The sequence below is a fragment of the Pseudomonas sp. 22082 genome, assembly GCF_052046055.1.
Lineage (GTDB): Bacteria > Pseudomonadota > Gammaproteobacteria > Pseudomonadales > Pseudomonadaceae > Aquipseudomonas > Aquipseudomonas pharyngis.
In genome coordinates, this window is record NZ_JBQEQB010000005.1 from 145,002 (window position 1) to 161,151 (window position 16,150).

Consider the following 16,150-nt stretch of genomic DNA (forward strand, 5'->3'; position numbering starts at 1 on the left):
GGCCCGCCAGTTGCTGGCGGGTCTTGTAGTCTGATTCGAATAAGGTTAATCGTATGAGCAAGGATCTGGTTTTTCACGCTACCGCCATCAGTGCGTCGGCAAGAGCTCAGGTAAAGGGGCAAAAACCGGCTGTTATCTGGCTGACGGGTTTGAGTGGCTCGGGCAAGTCGACGATCGCCAATGCTCTGGAGCAGGCACTCGTGGCCAAGGCCCGGCACACATTTCTGTTGGATGGCGACAACTTGCGCATGGGTTTGTGCAAGGATCTGGGTTTTACCGATGCTGATCGGGTCGAGAATATTCGACGTGTTGCAGAAGTGTCGAAGTTACTCATCGACGCCGGGTTGATCGTGATTACCGCGTTCATTTCCCCGTTTCATCGTGATCGCGCCATGGCGCGTGACGTCATCGGCAATGAAGCATTTGTCGAAGTCTTTATCGACACCTCGCTGGAAGAGTGTGAGCGACGCGATCCGAAAGGACTCTACAGCAAGGCAAGAGCGGGCCAGATCAAGAACTTCACCGGGATCGACTCTGCCTATGAGGCACCGGTCAATCCGGATATTCGCATCAACACTGTTGCCGAAGAACTGTCCGAATCCATCGCAAGAGTACTGGAATACCTGGATAAAAGGTTTGATCAATGAAAACCCTCGTCATCATTGGCGCTGGTTTCAGCGGTGCAGTAACGGCAGCACAATTCTTGCGTCGCAGCCTCTCCGATGTCCGAGTCGTACTCATCAACCGCTCCGGGACCATGGCGCGAGGATTGGCGTACGGCACCAACAGCCCGTTACACCTGCTCAATGTGCCTGCGGGGAATATGAGTGCGGACGTCGATGATCCTGAGCACTTTCTGCGCTTCTGCCAGGCGAGGGATCCTGCCTGCACGGCATCGTCATTCATTCCGCGCAAGATTTATGGAGAGTATCTGACGTCGGTTCTGGATGATGCCGAAAAGCATTGCTCGAAGAGCGTGCGGTTGGAACGACTAGTTTCCGAAGTGCATTCAATAAAGGCACAAGGTGCGCAAGGCGTTGTTGAGTTGGCCGGCGGTGAAAAAGTTATCGCGGATCGAGTGGTGCTCGCGTTTGGTAACTTTTCACCTGTTGATCTGGATTGTTTTACATCTCACGTTGAATCTGATCTTTATGAATCTGACCCTTGGGCGATCAGTAAAGCAGCCACTCCAGATGTCGACTTACCGATTCTGCTTGTGGGGGCCGGGCTAACCGCGCTCGACGTTGCGCTCGGACTGATACATGAAGGGCATCGGGGCCCAATTCATATGCTCTCGCGTCGCGGTTTGTGCCCTGCTCCTCATCGTGCAAGCCGTAACGCTGAGCTGCTGTCTACGGACATCGTTGCTAAGTTAATGAGCACTGCGTCAACCGTACGTAGTTACATGCGGGTAATTCGTACTGAAGTCGATTTGTGTGAGCAGCGGGGTGTTGACTGGCGAGATGTTCTGGGTGCATTGCGGCCCATTACTCCTACGTTGTGGAAACATCTGCCCAACATCGAGCGTCAACGGTTTCTGCGGCACCTCCAGCCTTATTGGGATGTTCATCGCCATCGAGTGGCCCCGGAGGCGTACAGCCGCTTCGAGAGGGCTCAGTCGCGCGGGCAAATTCGCTCAATAGCGGGACGGATCAAGGCTGTAACAACTTGTGCAGAAGGCATGAATATTGATATTCAAGCAAGAGGCGAGCAATCCGTTACAAGCTTGAAAGTTGCCAAAGTCGTAAATTGTACAGGACCTAACACCAATCTTAGGCGGGTTGAGGATCGTTTGATCCGACAGCTGGAGCGCGATGGTCTTTTGAAGGTCGATGCGTTAAACCTTGGGTTGTGTGTTAGCAGTGAATTGGCCGTGCTAAGTCAGCAGGGAAAGGCGTCCGATTGGTTGTTCTATATAGGGCCTATGTTAAAGGCGGACTATTGGGAGGCTACCGCTGTACCAGAGTTGCGTCAGTATGGAAAAGTATTGGCGTTAAAACTGATTGTGGATTTTGAGCTGGGCTCTTGACTGGATGGTTTGCTTATAGATACCCATCGCCCCCTCCCCATCCCCTCCGTTTATCCCTTTATATGTACCGAACACCTGTTAATCAAGTGTTCGGTACATGAAACTCTTGATCAAGGGGTTATTTCGAAGGGGTAGGCAGCACGCAATGACTGCGCTGATCAATGAGTTCTTTAATGAGCAGGCAAATCAACATTAGGCTTATCATGTCACCTGCCAATAGAACCCTGTAGCCCGATTCATATGCTGTCGGAGAAAGACCTACCAGAGTCGTAACTGCGGTATGCAGGAGCAGGAAGAAAGTGGCGAGATAGAAGCTCGCGTCATTTTCTAACAGTTGTTTCATGATGTAGATCATGCTGACAAGGGAAAGAATACTAAGCGTGTAGGACAAAAAGTACTCCAGGCCGAGTCCTGTGCTTGCGTAGCGCAGGGAGTAATACTCATTTGTTCCTATGTTGAAGATGTTAGAAAAAATACTTCCTTGGAATACTCCGATCGCCATCAATACAAAGGCAATTTTTTTGAATTTGAATTGTTTTTGAAAGGCAAGCATCGTTATTAGTATTCCGATCGCTTTTGGGTATAGATTTCTTGTGTCGGTGTAGTGGGCGTTGAAAACATCAAAGCCAGTCGAGATTTTCTTTATTATATTGTAGTCATTGAATTCTGGCATGTAGCGCAATTCGGAGACGAGGCGCAGGTAGTTCCCTGGGGCGGTGATAAGAAACGCAAATCCAATGGCAACGATTACCAGTAGTGTGCTTCTATATGCTAATGAACTCTTTTTGTCCCATAATAAAGAAACGGTAAACAGTGCGAGTGTTGATATGCCGGCCTGCTCGGACTGTGATGCGATCAGTGCGAGAGGAATGGCGAGAAATTTCTCGGGGGTAGAGAATAACGAGGGGCGCATGAATGTTGCGCATACAAAAACTGCTGCTGAAATCGGCAGCAAGTAGTTATAAAATCCGGTCACGTAATATATGGTGGTGTCGAGGATGTTGTGGCCTGTTAACAGCATTAAAGCCATGCAGATCGGAATGCCATAGCGGAAGTCGATTGTCTTGGAAAAGAAAACTCTCCAGGTGGCGTAGATGCTAAGTAGCAATAAAGTAGGTATTGCCAGTTTCCAGAACGCAGAATAGGCGATCGTGGTGTACATGACTGCTTCAATAACGATCCTACCTGTCCAGACGTTGTAGCGCCTGGCTAAATAATGGAGCGGTGATTCGCCTGATGTGGCAACTGATAGAAAAGTTACATCGTCGGAAAAAGGTTTGAGTTCCAGAGTTAGAAAGAAGTACAAGTAGAACAAGGCAATAAATAACACAAAGGCCAGTGTCTTTTGGGTGTTGGAATCAATTTGCTGTGCAGACATTTTCGCCTCCGTAGTGAATTAAGCCCTTCGAGTCTTCAATGAAGATTTTTACTTTTTCACCATACCGCTGGCTCAGGTTGCGCCCTATTGCTGATGCGTAAAAACCGTGCAAGTGGAAATCACTGTGAATTTTTAGAAAGTCACTGACATCTTTTCTTTGCAGGCGCCGTGTTGTCAGTTTTATAGAGCCGCCTGGCCCGGTGGCAAATAGGTGGATTTTTGTCGCGCTGTCAGGCCGGTCCAATAGTGCCCAGCCATTTACAGTTATCCAGTATTTTCCAGTTGTGCACTGATCAAAGTTAACCTTCAGTGCGGGAATATAATTTTCTTCTGGTGGGAGTGGTGCAGGGATAGTTGTGTTGTTGGCAATAAAAAAAATAACACCAACTGCCATGGAGAGCAGAAGAGCTAAGCCATAACTAAGCGGTGAGAACAAGGCGTTTGTGACGCGCTTGTTGATGGGGGTGGTCGGCACTTTTTGTGTCCTTGTGTAGTGTCTTTTTTAATCGATATCTGTTTTTTTGTTGAATACAAATTTTTTGTTCAGAGCGTAAAAGCTGATGGTGTAAGAAATCATGGCAAATACTTGCGCGATTTTCGGATCCAGGCCCGCCAGGCGATACCCGGAGATCAACACCAGCTGGTTGATTCCAAAAGCAATGCCGAAAGCAACAATGAACTTCGGTATCGTGCTTCGATCAGTGGTGGATTGGTTGAACACAAAAGTCTTGTTGAGGATGAACGCGGCTATCAAGGCAATGACATAGCCAATGGCGTTCGCATAGGAAGGGTTCATGTCCAGCAATGTGACAAGTAGCAGGAAAACGCCATAGCCGATGGCCGTATTGGCGACGCCTGCAAATATGAATTTGAGCGGTTGCATTGTCAGCGAGTCTTCCTAGTCGGACGGTAATTCTTCGAACAGTCGAGTGAAGACTTTCTGCCCTGTACTTGTGTCTGCTTGTGCTTGCAGCGATTTCCAATAGTTGAGGGTATTGTCCAATTGGTCGGTGTTTCTGGGGCCAATGACGATCCCGGACAGCGACGGGTTTACAAAGGAAGCGGCGAGGGCCAGTTCGTTGAGCGTTGTGGGTCTTGGTTCGAATGCGTGCGGCTCGTTGAGGAAGTCGACGAGCTTCTGTGTAAACGCCTGAGGAATATTGATGTTGCGCAATTCCATCGAACTGTTTGTCTTGGCCGCTTCGGTCTTCAGGCCGCCAAGATTGATACCGTAGGCCAGATACTTCGCATCGGGAAACCAGGCTTCGTAGGCTGCGCGAGCAGCATGGGTCTTGAGGTTCTCTTTGACCTGAATGGCCCACTTGCGAGAGAGCGACGGATCGGCCTTGTAATAAAGCTCGGGATGTCTGATACCCGAAAGACCGATACCGAGACCCTGCTGTTCAAGTCTGGACATGGCCTCGACGGTATCTGCAATGGTCGCGCCGTCGATGTCGTCCTCTGCGCGATTGTCCCAGTGGATCGAAACGCAGGAAAGTGCCGAACCAAATTGACTGTGCAGGGTACTCGATGCGCGATCTATATCATCCGGGCTCAGACTGACTTCAGGCGAGCCCATATTGTCCTTCGAGCCGATTTTGACAGTCAGTGCGAGTTTGGAGCTGGTGTTTTGCCTGACCCAGTCAGCAATCCAGCGAACAGCGAGACCGAAGTCCTCCTGACGCTTGTTGATAGGGTAGTTCGTCGCGGTGTCGACCATTGTTCCGCCGCTGAGCAAAAACTGCTCAAGCAACTCATATGCCTGGGCACGTTCAATACCCCAGCCCCAGAGGGCGGTACCCAATATCAACTGTTTATGGTCTGGCGAAAGACTCGTGTTCTTCATGCTTCACGCTTTGAGTTGTTCAGGCGTTGGCGCAGGGAAAACATCGCTTTGAGGTACTCGATGGTCAGTTTGAGCACTTTCACCTTCGAGTTCGGATCATCAGTCCAGGTGACCGGCAAGTCCATCACGCGGTATTTCAAGTGTTCCCCGGTGATCAGCAACTCGGTTGCAAAAAACCATCCGTCACTGTTGGCGCCTGTCTGCATCAAAGGGGCGAGAACACTGCGCTGGAGAAATTTGAACCCGCACATCCCATCGCTGAATGACGTTCGGAAAATCAGTTTGACGATGAGGTTAAAGCCAAAGCTGGTAACGTTTCTGAGGGGTTTGCGTCCGATGACCTTGGCGCCTTTGGCCAGGCGCGAGCCAGTCACAATATCTGCCTTGTTGGCTTTCAGCGCTTCGAGCGCCGGGCGCAGGTGGCTCAAGTCGGTGGCCAGGTCGAGATCCATGTAGCCGACGATGTCGGCGCTCGATTGTGTCCAGGACGCTTTTAGCGCACGACCGACTCCGCGCTGTTCAAGGCGCAGGTAGCGAACGTCGGACAGGCTTTTTTGCAGCTCCAGAGCAATTTCTTGAGTTCGGTCGGTGGATCCATTATCCGCGAGGACAATGCGGATGATGCCGATATCGCTCAGGTTGGTTTGAATATAATCGTGGGTTTTACGAACCTGTTCCGCGAGCGTTGACTCTTCGTTCAGGACCGGAATAGTAATTTCAATCAGCGAATTCATTGTGCTTGCTCGGAAGAGGTGGTTTGCGTGCCGGACAGGTTTTCAGTCTCGAGCTTTTCCAGCACGTCATAAATATTGTCGATCTTGCCACCCAGGATGGAATAACAGCCCGGGAGGGTTTCGTGTTTCTCGAACAAAATAGGTCGGCCGTCGTCGCCTTCATTTTTGCTGAGAATGGTTTTGACCTCGAAGAGTGAGTCGACGTATTCGGAGCCCAGTACTGAAGGCAAGTAGCGCCCAATATCGCGAATCATCCGATCCACGCGTGTATCCCTTTGATAGGTGTCCAGCTTTTGGTAGGGATTTGTATTAGGGTCGTCGGCCCAATGCAGGTGGGGCGTGTAGCGAACATGCGAAACCGTATGCAAGCCACGAGCTGGAAAGGGCATAACGGAAAAGAACGGTCCATCCATTACGGTGATACCCAGATCGCTGAGTGCTGGCGGCATTCGCATGAGCGCCATTTCGGTAATTTCCTGTTTCAACGCAGTGCGAGTGCCAGGAAAGTCGCCGCCAAACTGGTTCAGACCACTGTAGGTGCAGTTGAAGACGTATCGAGCGCTGATCTGTTCCCGATCTTTGCCGTCGGGGGCCAGGGTAATGTTCAGCGATTGGTTCGGGCTGTTGGCAATGGCCACGGCCTGGGTATTCAGGCGAATGCGCACACCGCTCTCCTGCAGTTCACGTATTGCCCATCTCGCCAGTTGAGTCGAGTCGAATGCGTACTCTTCAACCAGAAAAACCTCTTCGATCAGCCTTGGCTCGAATAGTGATCGAAGCGCAGGGCTGGCCAGCTCGATTTTTGCCCCAATTTCCCTGTAAAAGCGTTCGAACTGGTTGGCAGTAACCTTCGAATTGCGTCGTGCGATTGCATACAGCTTGGTGAAGTCCTGTTTTACGGCTTCAGGCCAGTCTTGAACGAATTTCGGAAGGTTGACCCGGCTGCGGTATGCCGTGGTGAAACTGCGCGGGTAGTGGTAGCCATTGTGTACGCGAGCCTGATTGTTATAAGAGGCCCGGCTCAACAGCGAAGATTCACGCTCGATAAGCATGACCTGTTTCATGCCGCGTTGTCTGGCAAGGTAAACCGCGATCGCTGCGCCGTAGAACCCCCCTCCTACAACGACCGCATCCTGCATATTAGTCGTCGACATCACGCCACTCGGCCTGAGGAGGATTGAGGCGTCTCGGGCGATGCGACCTCTTCGATATTCAGTTTTTCCCGGCGGGTTATGCGCGCGCTGGTGAACTCCTGGGCAATATGATAGAGCGGACCTTCATTGGTCAGGCTGGTCATGTGCAGGATGTATTCGCCCAGTACCAGGAGCACCAGCGAAATCAGGAAAAACATGCCGGATTGTTGTAAGGAGAGACTGATCCAGCCCGGTGCAATGTCTGTTTTGAGAAAGCCGCTGGCGACCACATAGAAGCTGTAAATGAGATTCGCGACTGCGCCAAACAGCGAAAGGGAAGTAACCAGCCGCATGGGCGCCCGAGTGGTCGACACCAACAGGAGCATGCCCCGATCAATACTTTCGCGCAGACGTTTCTTCTGTGTTACTCGAGGGCTGGAACTGTAGTTCAGATTGGCACGGGCAAAACCGCCTGTCGCCGGGAGGTGGCGATAGGTTACCGAAGGTTGAGGGTGCTGCAGGATGAAATTGATGACGCGCTTGCTGAGCACCCGATATTGCGGGGCCTCGGTGGCAAGATGTATGCCGTTGAACGATTTGTATACTTTGTTGAAGACCGAATAGGCGACTTCGTAAGCGAGACTTTGTGCGGGTTTCTGTTTGTTCTTGGCGAAAACCACGTCGGCGCCGCTGACTGCCTTGTCGAGCATCTCAGGCAAGAAAGCGATGTCATCGACTAGCGGATCGATCACTGCGACGAAATCGCCCAGAGCGTTTTCCAGGCCAGCCCACGATGCGGTATCGGCATCGACTTCTTTGGTCAGTGCATAGACTTGCAAGTTGGGCAGACCGTTTTCGCCGGTCAGGCTTTTTAGTATCGATATGCTGTCGTCATCCGAAGCGTTATCGACAACAATAAGTTCATAGTCGCTAACGAGCGTGGACATCCGTTCAACTGCGTCTGCCAGGATACTTCCAATATGGTTAGATTGGTTGCGCACTACAAAGACAACCGAAAGAAATACCGGAAAAAATACCATTTACAGTCCCTCGAGACGTCAGCCATCGGCTGTCGTCCATCATTTCGAAAAAAAGCCCGTAATCTTAATCTGCAAGGTAGGTCGCGTCATCCTTTTCATTCATGGCCTTTTGCACGAAAACTTGCAAAATACAGCCCATCCGCCACTCACGACGATTGCTGTCGGCCATCCGAGGTGCAATCCGTCGTGTATCCTTAGCCGTTTTGGTGCACCGGGCGCGGCCTGCCGCCGTCTCCCCTCATTTGCCAGCTCACTTGTTTTCTCAAAGAGAGCGTGGGGCATCACGTGTGACACGTTTTACCTTTTGGAGTGATGTACTCGATGATTTTCTGGTGGCTCATACCTGCTATCTGCGGCCTTTCGTTTGCATTGACTGCCGGCCTTCGCCGATATGCGTTGGCCCGCAGCATGCTCGACGTGCCGAATGATCGCAGCTCTCACGCCGTTCCCACTCCGCGTGGCGGTGGGGTATCGATCGTCGTGACCTTTTTGTCTGGCCTGGTGGCAATATGGTCAGCAGGGTTGATCGATTCCGGCTTTTTTCTGGGCGCTGCCGGTGCGGGCGCCTTGGTGGCTGTGATCGGATTCATGGATGATCATGGCCATATTGCGGCTCGCTGGCGTCTGCTCGGCCATTTTGCTGCGGCGGCCTGGGTGTTGTGGTGGACCGGCGGACTGGCACCGGTGGAAGTGTTTGGTATGACCTTGGATCCGGGCTGGGTCAGCAATGTCTTCGCACTTTTTTATCTGGTATGGATGTTGAACCTTTACAATTTCATGGACGGAATCGACGGCCTGGCCAGCGTCGAGGCAATCAGTGTCTGTGGTTCAGCCTGCCTTCTCTATTGGATCACCGGTCATGAGGGCTTTATCTGGGCACCATTGCTGTTGGCAATGTCGGTCCTGGGGTTTCTGGTCTGGAATTTTCCACCGGCAAAAATTTTTATGGGTGATGCCGGAAGCGGATTTCTGGGAGTCATTTTGGGGGTCCTTGCATTACAGGCGGCATCGCTCAACCCGGATCTCTTGTGGGCATGGCTGATCCTGCCGGGCGTGTTTATCGTCGATGCGACGTTTACGTTGCTCAGGCGTTTGCTGCGAGGCGAGAAGGTGTATGAAGCTCATCGAAGTCATGCCTACCAGTACGCCTCGCGGGCTTATGGAAGGCATTTGCCGGTGACTATTGCCGTGGCGTTGATCAATGTGCTGTGGCTACTGCCGGTTGCCATCGCCGTGGTAGTGACGGGGCTGGATGGAGCGACAGGCCTGATAATTGCCTATGTGCCATTGCTGGTTCTGGCGGTGAAGTTTCATGCGGGTGAGTACGAAGTCAAAACTGTGCGGGGCAAGGATCGTTAGACAAAATCCGTCTGGCCTCTAATTATTACGTACAATGAAGGCGGATTAAGTAGGCCAACGTGCCTGGTCGGTTGAGGTTTATGGATAAATTACGCGCCTTTTTGTTAGGTTTGCCACGCAGGCAAAAACGACTGATTCAAGTTGCCACAGATGTGTTTCTGGTCTGGGGGTCTCTTTGGCTTGCGTTCATCGTCCGGCTCGGCATCGACGATATGTACAACCCGCTTAAAGTACATTTCTGGTTGTTCGTCAGTGCCCCGATCGTTGCAATCCCGCTTTTCATTCGCTTCGGAATGTACCGTGCAGTCATGCGTTACTTCGGTAACGATGCGCTGATCGCGATCGTCAAGGCCGTCAGTCTTTCATCGCTGATCCTGGCGCTGGTGGTTTATTGGTACAGCAACCACGAGGCCGTGGTTCCCCGCTCCATCATTTTCAACTATTGGTGGCTCAGTCTCGTCATCATAGGCGGTTTGCGCCTGTGCATGCGCCAATACTTCATGGGCGACTGGTTTACCGCAGCCCAGCACGTGCCCTTCACCAACCGCGACGACGGGCTGACCAAAGTGGCAGTGTACGGTGCCGGCGTGGCGGGCAATCAACTGGTTGCGGCACTGCGCATGGGCCGGGTGCTGCGTCCCGTGGCGTTCATCGATGATGATCCGGGTATCTCGGACCGCTCGATTTCCGGGCTGCAGGTCTACAAGCCCAAACATATCCAGCAAATGATCGACGTGACCGGTGCCCAGGAAATTCTTCTGGCACTGCCTTCCTCGACTCGTGCCCGTCGTCGGGAAATTCTCAACCTGCTGGAAGGTTTTCCGCTGCACGTTCGCAGCGTTCCCAACTTTACTGACCTGGCCAGTGGCCGGGTAAAAGTCGAAGACATTCAAGAAGTCGATATTGCCGACCTGCTGGGGCGTGACTCAGTGCCGGCTCAGCCGGATTTGCTCGAACGCTGCATCAAGGGCAAGACGGTGATGGTCACCGGCGCAGGGGGATCCATCGGTTCTGAACTGTGCCGGCAGATATTTTCGTTGCAGCCGACGACGCTTCTGCTGTTCGAACATAGCGAATTCAACCTCTACAGCATTCTCTCGGAGCTCGAGCAGCGTGGCAGTCGTGAGTCGACGCCCGTTCGTTTGCTGCCAATTCTCGGCTCGATCCGCCATCAGGACAAACTGCTGGATGTGATGAAAACCTGGAAGGTCGACACCGTTTACCACGCGGCGGCCTACAAGCATGTGCCGATGGTCGAGCACAATATCGCCGAAGGCGTGTTGAATAACGTGATCGGTACGCTCAATACGGCACAGGCGGCGTTGCAGTCGGGCGTTTCGAATTTCGTGCTGATCTCGACCGACAAGGCCGTTCGTCCGACCAACGTCATGGGCAGTACCAAGCGTCTGGCGGAGCTCACGCTTCAGGCATTGAGTCGAGAAGTTGCGCCAGTGTTGTTCGGCGACAAGGCCAACGTTTCACGCGTCAACAAAACCCGCTTCACCATGGTCCGCTTCGGCAACGTACTGGGCTCGTCCGGTTCGGTGATCCCACTGTTTCACAGTCAAATCAAGTCCGGCGGCCCTCTGACGGTCACCCACCCGAAAATCACCCGCTACTTCATGACGATCCCGGAAGCCGCCCAACTGGTGATTCAGGCGGGCTCCATGGGGCAGGGCGGCGATGTGTTCGTGCTGGATATGGGCGAGCCGGTAAGAATCGTGGAACTGGCCGAGAAAATGATTCATTTGTCCGGTTTGAGCATACGTTCCGAACGCAATCCGCAGGGAGATATTTCCATCGAGTTCACGGGGTTGCGTCCCGGTGAAAAGCTCTATGAAGAACTGCTGATTGGCGACAATGTTGCCGCGACGCCGCATCCGATGATCATGACGGCCAATGAGGACCACTTGCCTTGGGATGTTCTTAAATCCCGGTTGGGAGAGCTGCTCGCTGCTGTCGATGCAGATGATTACTCCCGAGTCCGCCAACTCCTGCGCGAAACCGTCAGTGGTTATACCCCCGACGGCGAGATCGTCGACTGGATTTATCAGCAGCGCCGTCTCGAACCCTGATTGTTTCACATCCTGTAACGGACGCATTTTTGACTTGTCCCGATCATCGCCTAAGTTTTGAGAGCAGCTTCGGAAAAGCTGCTTTCTCAATTGATGAAGGAGCGTCACTTATGCGTACCGGATATTTCTACTCCCTGATTTTTGCCCTGCTGACCAGCGCCTCTATTGCTGCCATTGCTGCGCCTCTGGGTTCTTCAGAAGCGAACAAGGCACCCGTGGTGATGGACGCGTCAGCCACTTCTGAAAATCAGAAGGTCGATCTGAACGGTGCCGACGCGGCCACTCTGCAAAAGGAATTGGCAGGCGTGGGCGAGGCCAAGGCGAAAGCGATTGTTGCTTATCGTGAAACAAACGGGCCGTTTGCGTCCGTGGATGAGCTGCTGGAAGTGAAGGGGATCGGCAAGGCGATCCTGGATCGCAATCGCGACAAGCTGGAAGTGAACTAAGCTGATTGTTCAACGCCAAGGGGCCGGTCATTGACCGGCCCTTTTTGCTTCCAGGTTGAGCACAGCACAGGAGGGCGACAGCCTTTCCGTCGGGAAATGGAAAATTATGGCTATCATATTGTCTTGAGATTATGCCTATAATAATTTCAGTCGCCACTGAAGCGTTCTGCTTTTTAGCGGTCGTTCATTCCTAACGCATCCCAGGAGTATCGTCATGAATTCACCGAAATCCCAAGGCACGGCGCTGGTCACGGGCGCTTCTTCCGGCATCGGTGCCGTGTATGCCGAGCGATTGGCGGCGCGTGGTTTCGATCTGCTGCTGGTCGCTCGTGACAAGGCGCGTCTGGAATCGGCTGCGAGCAAACTGCGAGACGTCCATGGCGTTCAGGTTGAAGTGCTCAAGGCCGATCTGACGCAGAAGGAGGAAGTGATCAAGCTTGAGCAGCGTCTGCGCAGCGATTCCAGTATCAGCCTGCTGGTCAACAATGCGGGAGTAGCGGTCAACGGATTGCTGGCCAACGCCGACCCGGACGAGCTGGAGAAACTGATTCAGTTGAACGTCACGACGCTCACCCGACTGGCCTCGGCCGCTGCCGCGGCATTCACCAACGCCGGGCGTGGCACGATCATCAACATTGCATCCGTGGTCGCCTTGTTCCCCGAGCGCTTCAACGCCACCTACAGCGCCAGCAAGGCTTACGTGTTGAGCCTCTCCCAAACGCTGAATGCGGAACTCGAAGGCACAGGTGTCAAGGTGCAAGCGGTTCTGCCTGGAGTGACGCGCACCGAAATCTGGGAGCGTTCGGGTCTGGATGCCACCAATATTCCGGCGGAAATGGTCATGGAAGCGGGCGAGATGGTCGATGCCGCGCTGTCCGGTCTGGATCAGGGCGAGCTCGTCACGATTCCTTCGCTGCCCGATGCCGGGGAATGGCAAGCCTTCGTCGCTGCCCGTCATGTGATGGCGCCCAACCTGTCCCACAGCTCGGCAGCCAGTCGTTACAAGTAAATCAAGTCGAGAGAGGTCAACCCGATATGGATCAGCGTCGAGTAGTTGTCACGGGTATGGGCCTGGTATCGCCCTTGGGAAGCGGCGTCGAAGTGGTCTGGCAGCGCTTGCTGGCCGGGCGTTCGGGATTGCGAAACTTGCCGGAAGCGGTGATTGCCGATCTACCGACCCGGGTTGGCGGTGCGGTGCCGACGATGGAGGAGGACGCCGAAGCGGGTTTCGATCCTGACCGTGCCACGCCGCCCAAAGAACAGAAGAAAATGGATCGTTTCATTCTGTTCGCGATGGAGGCTGCACGGCAGGCGCTTGAACAGGCCGGCTGGCACCCGACCGAATCCGGCGCTCAGGAACGCACCGCCACGATCATCGGCTCCGGTGTCGGCGGCTTCGGCGCTATCGCCGATGCGGTACGCACCACCGACAGCCGTGGTCCGCGACGGTTGTCGCCGTTCACCATTCCCTCGTTTCTGGTCAATCTCGCCGCAGGGCATGTCTCGATCCAGCACGGTCTCAAGGGCCCGCTCGGTGCGCCGGTCACCGCGTGTGCCGCCGGGGTGCAGGCGATCGGTGATGCGGCCCGGCTGATTCGTGCCGGTGAGGCCGACATCGCGGTGTGCGGCGGTGCGGAAGCCTGCATCGATCGCGTCAGTCTTGCCGGTTTTGCGGCAGCGCGGGCTTTGTCCAGTGGCTACAACGACACGCCTGAGCGCGCCTCGCGTCCGTTCGACAGCGGACGTGACGGTTTCGTGATGGGCGAGGGCGCCGGTCTGCTGGTGATCGAGTCGCTGGAGCACGCACTGGCGCGCGGCGCACAGCCGCTGGCCGAACTGGTCGGTTATGGCACCAGCGCCGACGCCTATCACCTGACCGCCGGGCCGGAAGACGGCAGCGGTGCACGGCGGGCGATGACAGTGGCGCTGGCCCAGGCCGGTATAGCGCCGGATCAGGTGCAGCATCTGAATGCGCATGCGACCTCGACACCGGTGGGCGACCTCGGTGAGCTGGCGGCGATCAAGTCGGTTTTTGGCGCACAAAACTCAATTGCCGTGACCTCGACCAAATCCGCGACGGGGCATTTGCTCGGTGCGGCGGGAGGTCTGGAAGCGATCTTCACGCTGTTGGCGATCCGCGATCAGATCGTTCCGCCCACCCTTAATCTGGAAAATCCCGATCCGGCAAGCGAAGGCGTAGACATCGTCCACGGTCAGGCGCGGTCGATGCCGATCGAGTATGCGTTGTCCAACGGGTTCGGTTTCGGCGGGGTCAATGCCAGCGTGCTGTTCAAGCGCTGGCAGGCTTAGTCTTCGGAGCGTTTGAGGTGTTCGCGGGTGACGTCGAGGATTTGCTGCGCAAATTCAGGATCCGCGACACTGCGTGACAGCAGGAGCGCCCCGGCCAGTGTCGCCATGATGACGATGCTGCGCTCGGTGGCGTTCTCGCCTTCAAGGGTGCCTTCGATCTGGTCCAGGCGAGCCTTGAGCACTTCATCGCTGGTCGGGCTCGGCTGGCCGCGCAATCCCAACTCCGATGAAATGGTCAGCAGTGGGCAGCCTTCATGCGGCGTGGTCTGGTGCCATTCGGACAGGTAGGTGTCGATGAACAGCTCAAGCGGGTTTTCCTGGGCGAAGATCTCCGCACACAAGCCAGCCACTTGATCTCCGGCCGCTTGCAGGGCTTTTTCAACGAGTTCGTCCTTGGACTTGAAGTGCGAGTAGAAACCGCCGTGCGTCAGGCCCAGCGCTTTCATCAATGGCTGCAGTCCGGTCGCACCGATGCCGTCCTTGCGAAAACGCTCGGAAGCTTCCTTGATAATGCGCTGATGGGTCTGGGCTTTATGATCCTGCGAGTAACGCATTTAAACTCTCCGCAACAAGATCGCCATCTTAACCAATGGGAATTGGATGGTGACTGTACTTCTACTTCTAAAAAAACGCCCGGTCACTCCGACATGTTCGTAACAGCCATCAACGGTTGGCACGGATAGTGGTTGCAGCTTGCAAAGTTGCCATCACTTGAGGAGCAGGAGAATCATGTACAAAGACTACCCGGCCGCCTATCAGGTCAGCAAAGGCTCGGCGTTGCAGGTCGATACACCTTTCTACGAACGGATTCGCGACCGCAAGGACGGGCGCACGCTGATCGAGCAATTCGAGGTGCCGATCCGCACCGGCCGCGCCTGGCACGTGCCGGCGGGGCATGTGTTTCGCGTCACCACACCGGTCGGGCCCCAGGTGGGCGATTTCAATGTGTGGAACGCACATGATCCGCGCGAACGGATGTGGGCGGCGCGCACCCGGCAATTGCAGGGCGCGCATGTCAGCACCCACGATCGCCTCTGGTCGAACCTGCCTTTCCTGCGACCTCTGGTGACCATCACCGATGACAGCCTGGCCGACTATGGCATCGACGAGCACGGCGGGCGCCTGCACGATTTGCTCGGCACGCGCTGCGATCCCTATGTGAACAAAATGCTCACCGGCGAGGATTTCCATCATCACTGCCATTCCAATCTGACTCGCGCCGTACTTCCGCATGGCCTGACCGAGTTCGATGTGCATGACGTGCTGAACATCTTCCAGTGCACCGGCCTGAATCACGATGACCTGTATTTCATGAAGGCCTGCCCGGCGCAGAAGGGCGATTACCTGGAGTTCTTCGCCGAAATCGACTTGCTGTGCGCGTTGTCGACCTGTCCCGGTGGTGATCTGTCACTGGCGATGTGGGGGCCGGATGCGCAGGATCCGCTGACCGTGTGCCGCCCGCTCGGGGTGGAAATCTATCGTCTGGACGACGCGCTGCTGGAAGGCTGGAGCCAGCCGGAGCGTGCAGCTTACAAAGGCCTGCATGGCTTGCACATTGCCAAGGCCGAGTGGGAAAAGTAACCGCGACAAAAAACAAACCCCGCCGATTCAGGCGGGGTTTTTCGTTCAGCGGTCCTGCGCGTCCTTGATGTCCGCTTCGGCATTGCGTTCAGCGACGCGCTTGCGTTGTTCATCGGTCAGTTCGACCTTGTTGGCGGTGTCACGCAACATCATCAGACCGCCGACGATCGAGCCGATTGCAACGACCAGAATCAACCAGGCATACCAGGGCATAACGGC

At 54.6% G+C, this 16,150-nt stretch carries 17 protein-coding genes; 8 read left to right on the forward strand and 9 right to left on the reverse strand.

Translation table 11 applies throughout. The features are described 5' to 3' along the window. Positions 1–53: 53 nt before the first annotated feature. Positions 54–647, forward strand: coding sequence for an adenylyl-sulfate kinase (gene cysC / locus ACTJK9_RS07990; RefSeq protein ID WP_221397874.1), 594 nt, complete (start codon positions 54–56; stop codon positions 645–647). Beyond that, positions 644–2,029 carry an FAD/NAD(P)-binding protein gene (locus ACTJK9_RS07995; RefSeq protein ID WP_440813225.1) on the forward strand — a complete coding sequence of 462 codons (1,386 nt, stop codon included), beginning with the start codon at positions 644–646 and terminating at the stop codon, positions 2,027–2,029. The genes cysC and ACTJK9_RS07995 overlap by 4 nt, the downstream gene beginning before the upstream one ends. Before the next feature lie 118 nt (positions 2,030–2,147). Here the strand turns inward: ACTJK9_RS07995 and ACTJK9_RS08000 are convergent, their stop codons facing one another. From ACTJK9_RS08000 to ACTJK9_RS08030, 7 genes are read right to left on the reverse strand one after another with little or no spacing between them, the layout of a single operon-like run. Beyond that, a complete protein-coding gene (locus ACTJK9_RS08000) occupies positions 2,148–3,407 on the reverse strand; it encodes a hypothetical protein (RefSeq protein WP_085612180.1) in 1,260 nt (419 codons plus the stop codon). After that, positions 3,388–3,882 (reverse strand): hypothetical protein, encoded by a 495-nt coding sequence (locus ACTJK9_RS08005; RefSeq protein WP_143492943.1) that lies wholly within the window; start codon positions 3,880–3,882, stop codon positions 3,388–3,390. The genes ACTJK9_RS08000 and ACTJK9_RS08005 overlap by 20 nt, the downstream gene beginning before the upstream one ends. Positions 3,883–3,909: 27 nt before the next feature. Continuing rightward, positions 3,910–4,290, reverse strand: a complete 381-nt coding sequence (locus ACTJK9_RS08010) for a GtrA family protein (protein WP_085612181.1) — start codon at positions 4,288–4,290, stop codon at positions 3,910–3,912. A gap of 15 nt (positions 4,291–4,305) precedes the next feature. Further along, positions 4,306–5,253: an aldo/keto reductase gene (locus ACTJK9_RS08015; RefSeq protein ID WP_221397872.1), complete on the reverse strand. Its 948-nt coding sequence runs from the start codon at positions 5,251–5,253 to the stop codon at positions 4,306–4,308. Next, positions 5,250–5,987 (reverse strand): glycosyltransferase, encoded by a 738-nt coding sequence (locus tag ACTJK9_RS08020; RefSeq protein ID WP_085612183.1) that lies wholly within the window; start codon positions 5,985–5,987, stop codon positions 5,250–5,252. The genes ACTJK9_RS08015 and ACTJK9_RS08020 overlap by 4 nt, the downstream gene beginning before the upstream one ends. Then, positions 5,984–7,141, reverse strand: a complete 1,158-nt coding sequence (locus ACTJK9_RS08025; RefSeq protein ID WP_085612184.1) for an NAD(P)/FAD-dependent oxidoreductase — start codon at positions 7,139–7,141, stop codon at positions 5,984–5,986. The genes ACTJK9_RS08020 and ACTJK9_RS08025 overlap by 4 nt, the downstream gene beginning before the upstream one ends. Next, positions 7,141–8,160 carry a glycosyltransferase gene (locus ACTJK9_RS08030; RefSeq protein WP_085612185.1) on the reverse strand — a complete coding sequence of 340 codons (1,020 nt, stop codon included), beginning with the start codon at positions 8,158–8,160 and terminating at the stop codon, positions 7,141–7,143. Before ACTJK9_RS08030 ends, ACTJK9_RS08025 begins: the two co-directional genes overlap by 1 nt. Positions 8,161–8,481: 321 nt before the next feature. Between ACTJK9_RS08030 and ACTJK9_RS08035 the strand changes: the two genes are divergently transcribed. The 5 genes from ACTJK9_RS08035 (at position 8,482) to fabF (ending at position 14,350) form a co-directional block, all read left to right on the forward strand. After that, entirely contained in the window at positions 8,482–9,519 is a 1,038-nt protein-coding gene (locus tag ACTJK9_RS08035; RefSeq protein WP_440813229.1) for an MraY family glycosyltransferase, read from the forward strand. Between the two features lie 80 nt (positions 9,520–9,599). After that, positions 9,600–11,594, forward strand: a complete 1,995-nt coding sequence (locus tag ACTJK9_RS08040; protein WP_085612186.1) for a polysaccharide biosynthesis protein — start codon at positions 9,600–9,602, stop codon at positions 11,592–11,594. A gap of 110 nt (positions 11,595–11,704) precedes the next feature. Then, a complete protein-coding gene (locus ACTJK9_RS08045; RefSeq protein WP_085612187.1) occupies positions 11,705–12,040 on the forward strand; it encodes a ComEA family DNA-binding protein in 336 nt (111 codons plus the stop codon). A gap of 214 nt (positions 12,041–12,254) precedes the next feature. After that, positions 12,255–13,049 (forward strand): SDR family NAD(P)-dependent oxidoreductase, encoded by a 795-nt coding sequence (locus ACTJK9_RS08050; RefSeq protein ID WP_221397870.1) that lies wholly within the window; start codon positions 12,255–12,257, stop codon positions 13,047–13,049. A 26-nt stretch (positions 13,050–13,075) separates the two neighbouring features. After that, positions 13,076–14,350: a beta-ketoacyl-ACP synthase II gene (gene fabF, locus ACTJK9_RS08055; RefSeq protein WP_085612189.1), complete on the forward strand. Its 1,275-nt coding sequence runs from the start codon at positions 13,076–13,078 to the stop codon at positions 14,348–14,350. Here the strand turns inward: fabF and ACTJK9_RS08060 are convergent. Continuing rightward, the gene (locus tag ACTJK9_RS08060; RefSeq protein WP_440813232.1) at positions 14,347–14,904 is read right to left on the reverse strand and encodes a TetR/AcrR family transcriptional regulator; all 558 of its coding nucleotides are present in this window, start codon (positions 14,902–14,904) and stop codon (positions 14,347–14,349) included. The two genes, fabF and ACTJK9_RS08060, sit on opposite strands and share 4 nt — an antisense overlap. A 175-nt stretch (positions 14,905–15,079) precedes the next feature. Here ACTJK9_RS08060 and ACTJK9_RS08065 point away from each other — a divergent pair, with 175 nt between their 5' ends. Beyond that, positions 15,080–15,931 carry an urea carboxylase-associated family protein gene (locus ACTJK9_RS08065; RefSeq protein WP_064598380.1) on the forward strand — a complete coding sequence of 284 codons (852 nt, stop codon included), beginning with the start codon at positions 15,080–15,082 and terminating at the stop codon, positions 15,929–15,931. Between the two features lie 45 nt (positions 15,932–15,976). On the opposite strand, the gene ACTJK9_RS08070 is transcribed toward ACTJK9_RS08065, so the two are convergent. Next, a complete protein-coding gene (locus ACTJK9_RS08070; RefSeq protein ID WP_007950938.1) occupies positions 15,977–16,144 on the reverse strand; it encodes a DUF2897 family protein in 168 nt (55 codons plus the stop codon). Between the last annotated feature and the right edge of the window lie 6 nt (positions 16,145–16,150).

What these genes read in the sequence shown, in the direction of transcription:
- ACTJK9_RS08050 (WP_221397870.1), top strand. Translation starts at nt 12,255, where the DNA reads ATGAATTCACCGAAATCCCAAGGCACGGCGCTGGTCACGGGCGCTTCT.
- ACTJK9_RS08030 (WP_085612185.1), bottom strand. Translation starts at nt 8,160, where the DNA reads ATGGTATTTTTTCCGGTATTTCTTTCGGTTGTCTTTGTAGTGCGCAAC.
- ACTJK9_RS08070 (WP_007950938.1), bottom strand. Translation starts at nt 16,144, where the DNA reads ATGCCCTGGTATGCCTGGTTGATTCTGGTCGTTGCAATCGGCTCGATC.
- ACTJK9_RS08015 (WP_221397872.1), bottom strand. Translation starts at nt 5,253, where the DNA reads ATGAAGAACACGAGTCTTTCGCCAGACCATAAACAGTTGATATTGGGT.
- cysC (WP_221397874.1), top strand. Translation starts at nt 54, where the DNA reads ATGAGCAAGGATCTGGTTTTTCACGCTACCGCCATCAGTGCGTCGGCA.
- ACTJK9_RS08025 (WP_085612184.1), bottom strand. Translation starts at nt 7,141, where the DNA reads ATGTCGACGACTAATATGCAGGATGCGGTCGTTGTAGGAGGGGGGTTC.
- fabF (WP_085612189.1), top strand. Translation starts at nt 13,076, where the DNA reads ATGGATCAGCGTCGAGTAGTTGTCACGGGTATGGGCCTGGTATCGCCC.
- ACTJK9_RS08060 (WP_440813232.1), bottom strand. Translation starts at nt 14,904, where the DNA reads ATGCGTTACTCGCAGGATCATAAAGCCCAGACCCATCAGCGCATTATC.
- ACTJK9_RS08065 (WP_064598380.1), top strand. Translation starts at nt 15,080, where the DNA reads ATGTACAAAGACTACCCGGCCGCCTATCAGGTCAGCAAAGGCTCGGCG.
- ACTJK9_RS07995 (WP_440813225.1), top strand. Translation starts at nt 644, where the DNA reads ATGAAAACCCTCGTCATCATTGGCGCTGGTTTCAGCGGTGCAGTAACG.
- ACTJK9_RS08045 (WP_085612187.1), top strand. Translation starts at nt 11,705, where the DNA reads ATGCGTACCGGATATTTCTACTCCCTGATTTTTGCCCTGCTGACCAGC.
- ACTJK9_RS08040 (WP_085612186.1), top strand. Translation starts at nt 9,600, where the DNA reads ATGGATAAATTACGCGCCTTTTTGTTAGGTTTGCCACGCAGGCAAAAA.
- ACTJK9_RS08035 (WP_440813229.1), top strand. Translation starts at nt 8,482, where the DNA reads ATGATTTTCTGGTGGCTCATACCTGCTATCTGCGGCCTTTCGTTTGCA.
- ACTJK9_RS08000 (WP_085612180.1), bottom strand. Translation starts at nt 3,407, where the DNA reads ATGTCTGCACAGCAAATTGATTCCAACACCCAAAAGACACTGGCCTTT.
- ACTJK9_RS08020 (WP_085612183.1), bottom strand. Translation starts at nt 5,987, where the DNA reads ATGAATTCGCTGATTGAAATTACTATTCCGGTCCTGAACGAAGAGTCA.
- ACTJK9_RS08010 (WP_085612181.1), bottom strand. Translation starts at nt 4,290, where the DNA reads ATGCAACCGCTCAAATTCATATTTGCAGGCGTCGCCAATACGGCCATC.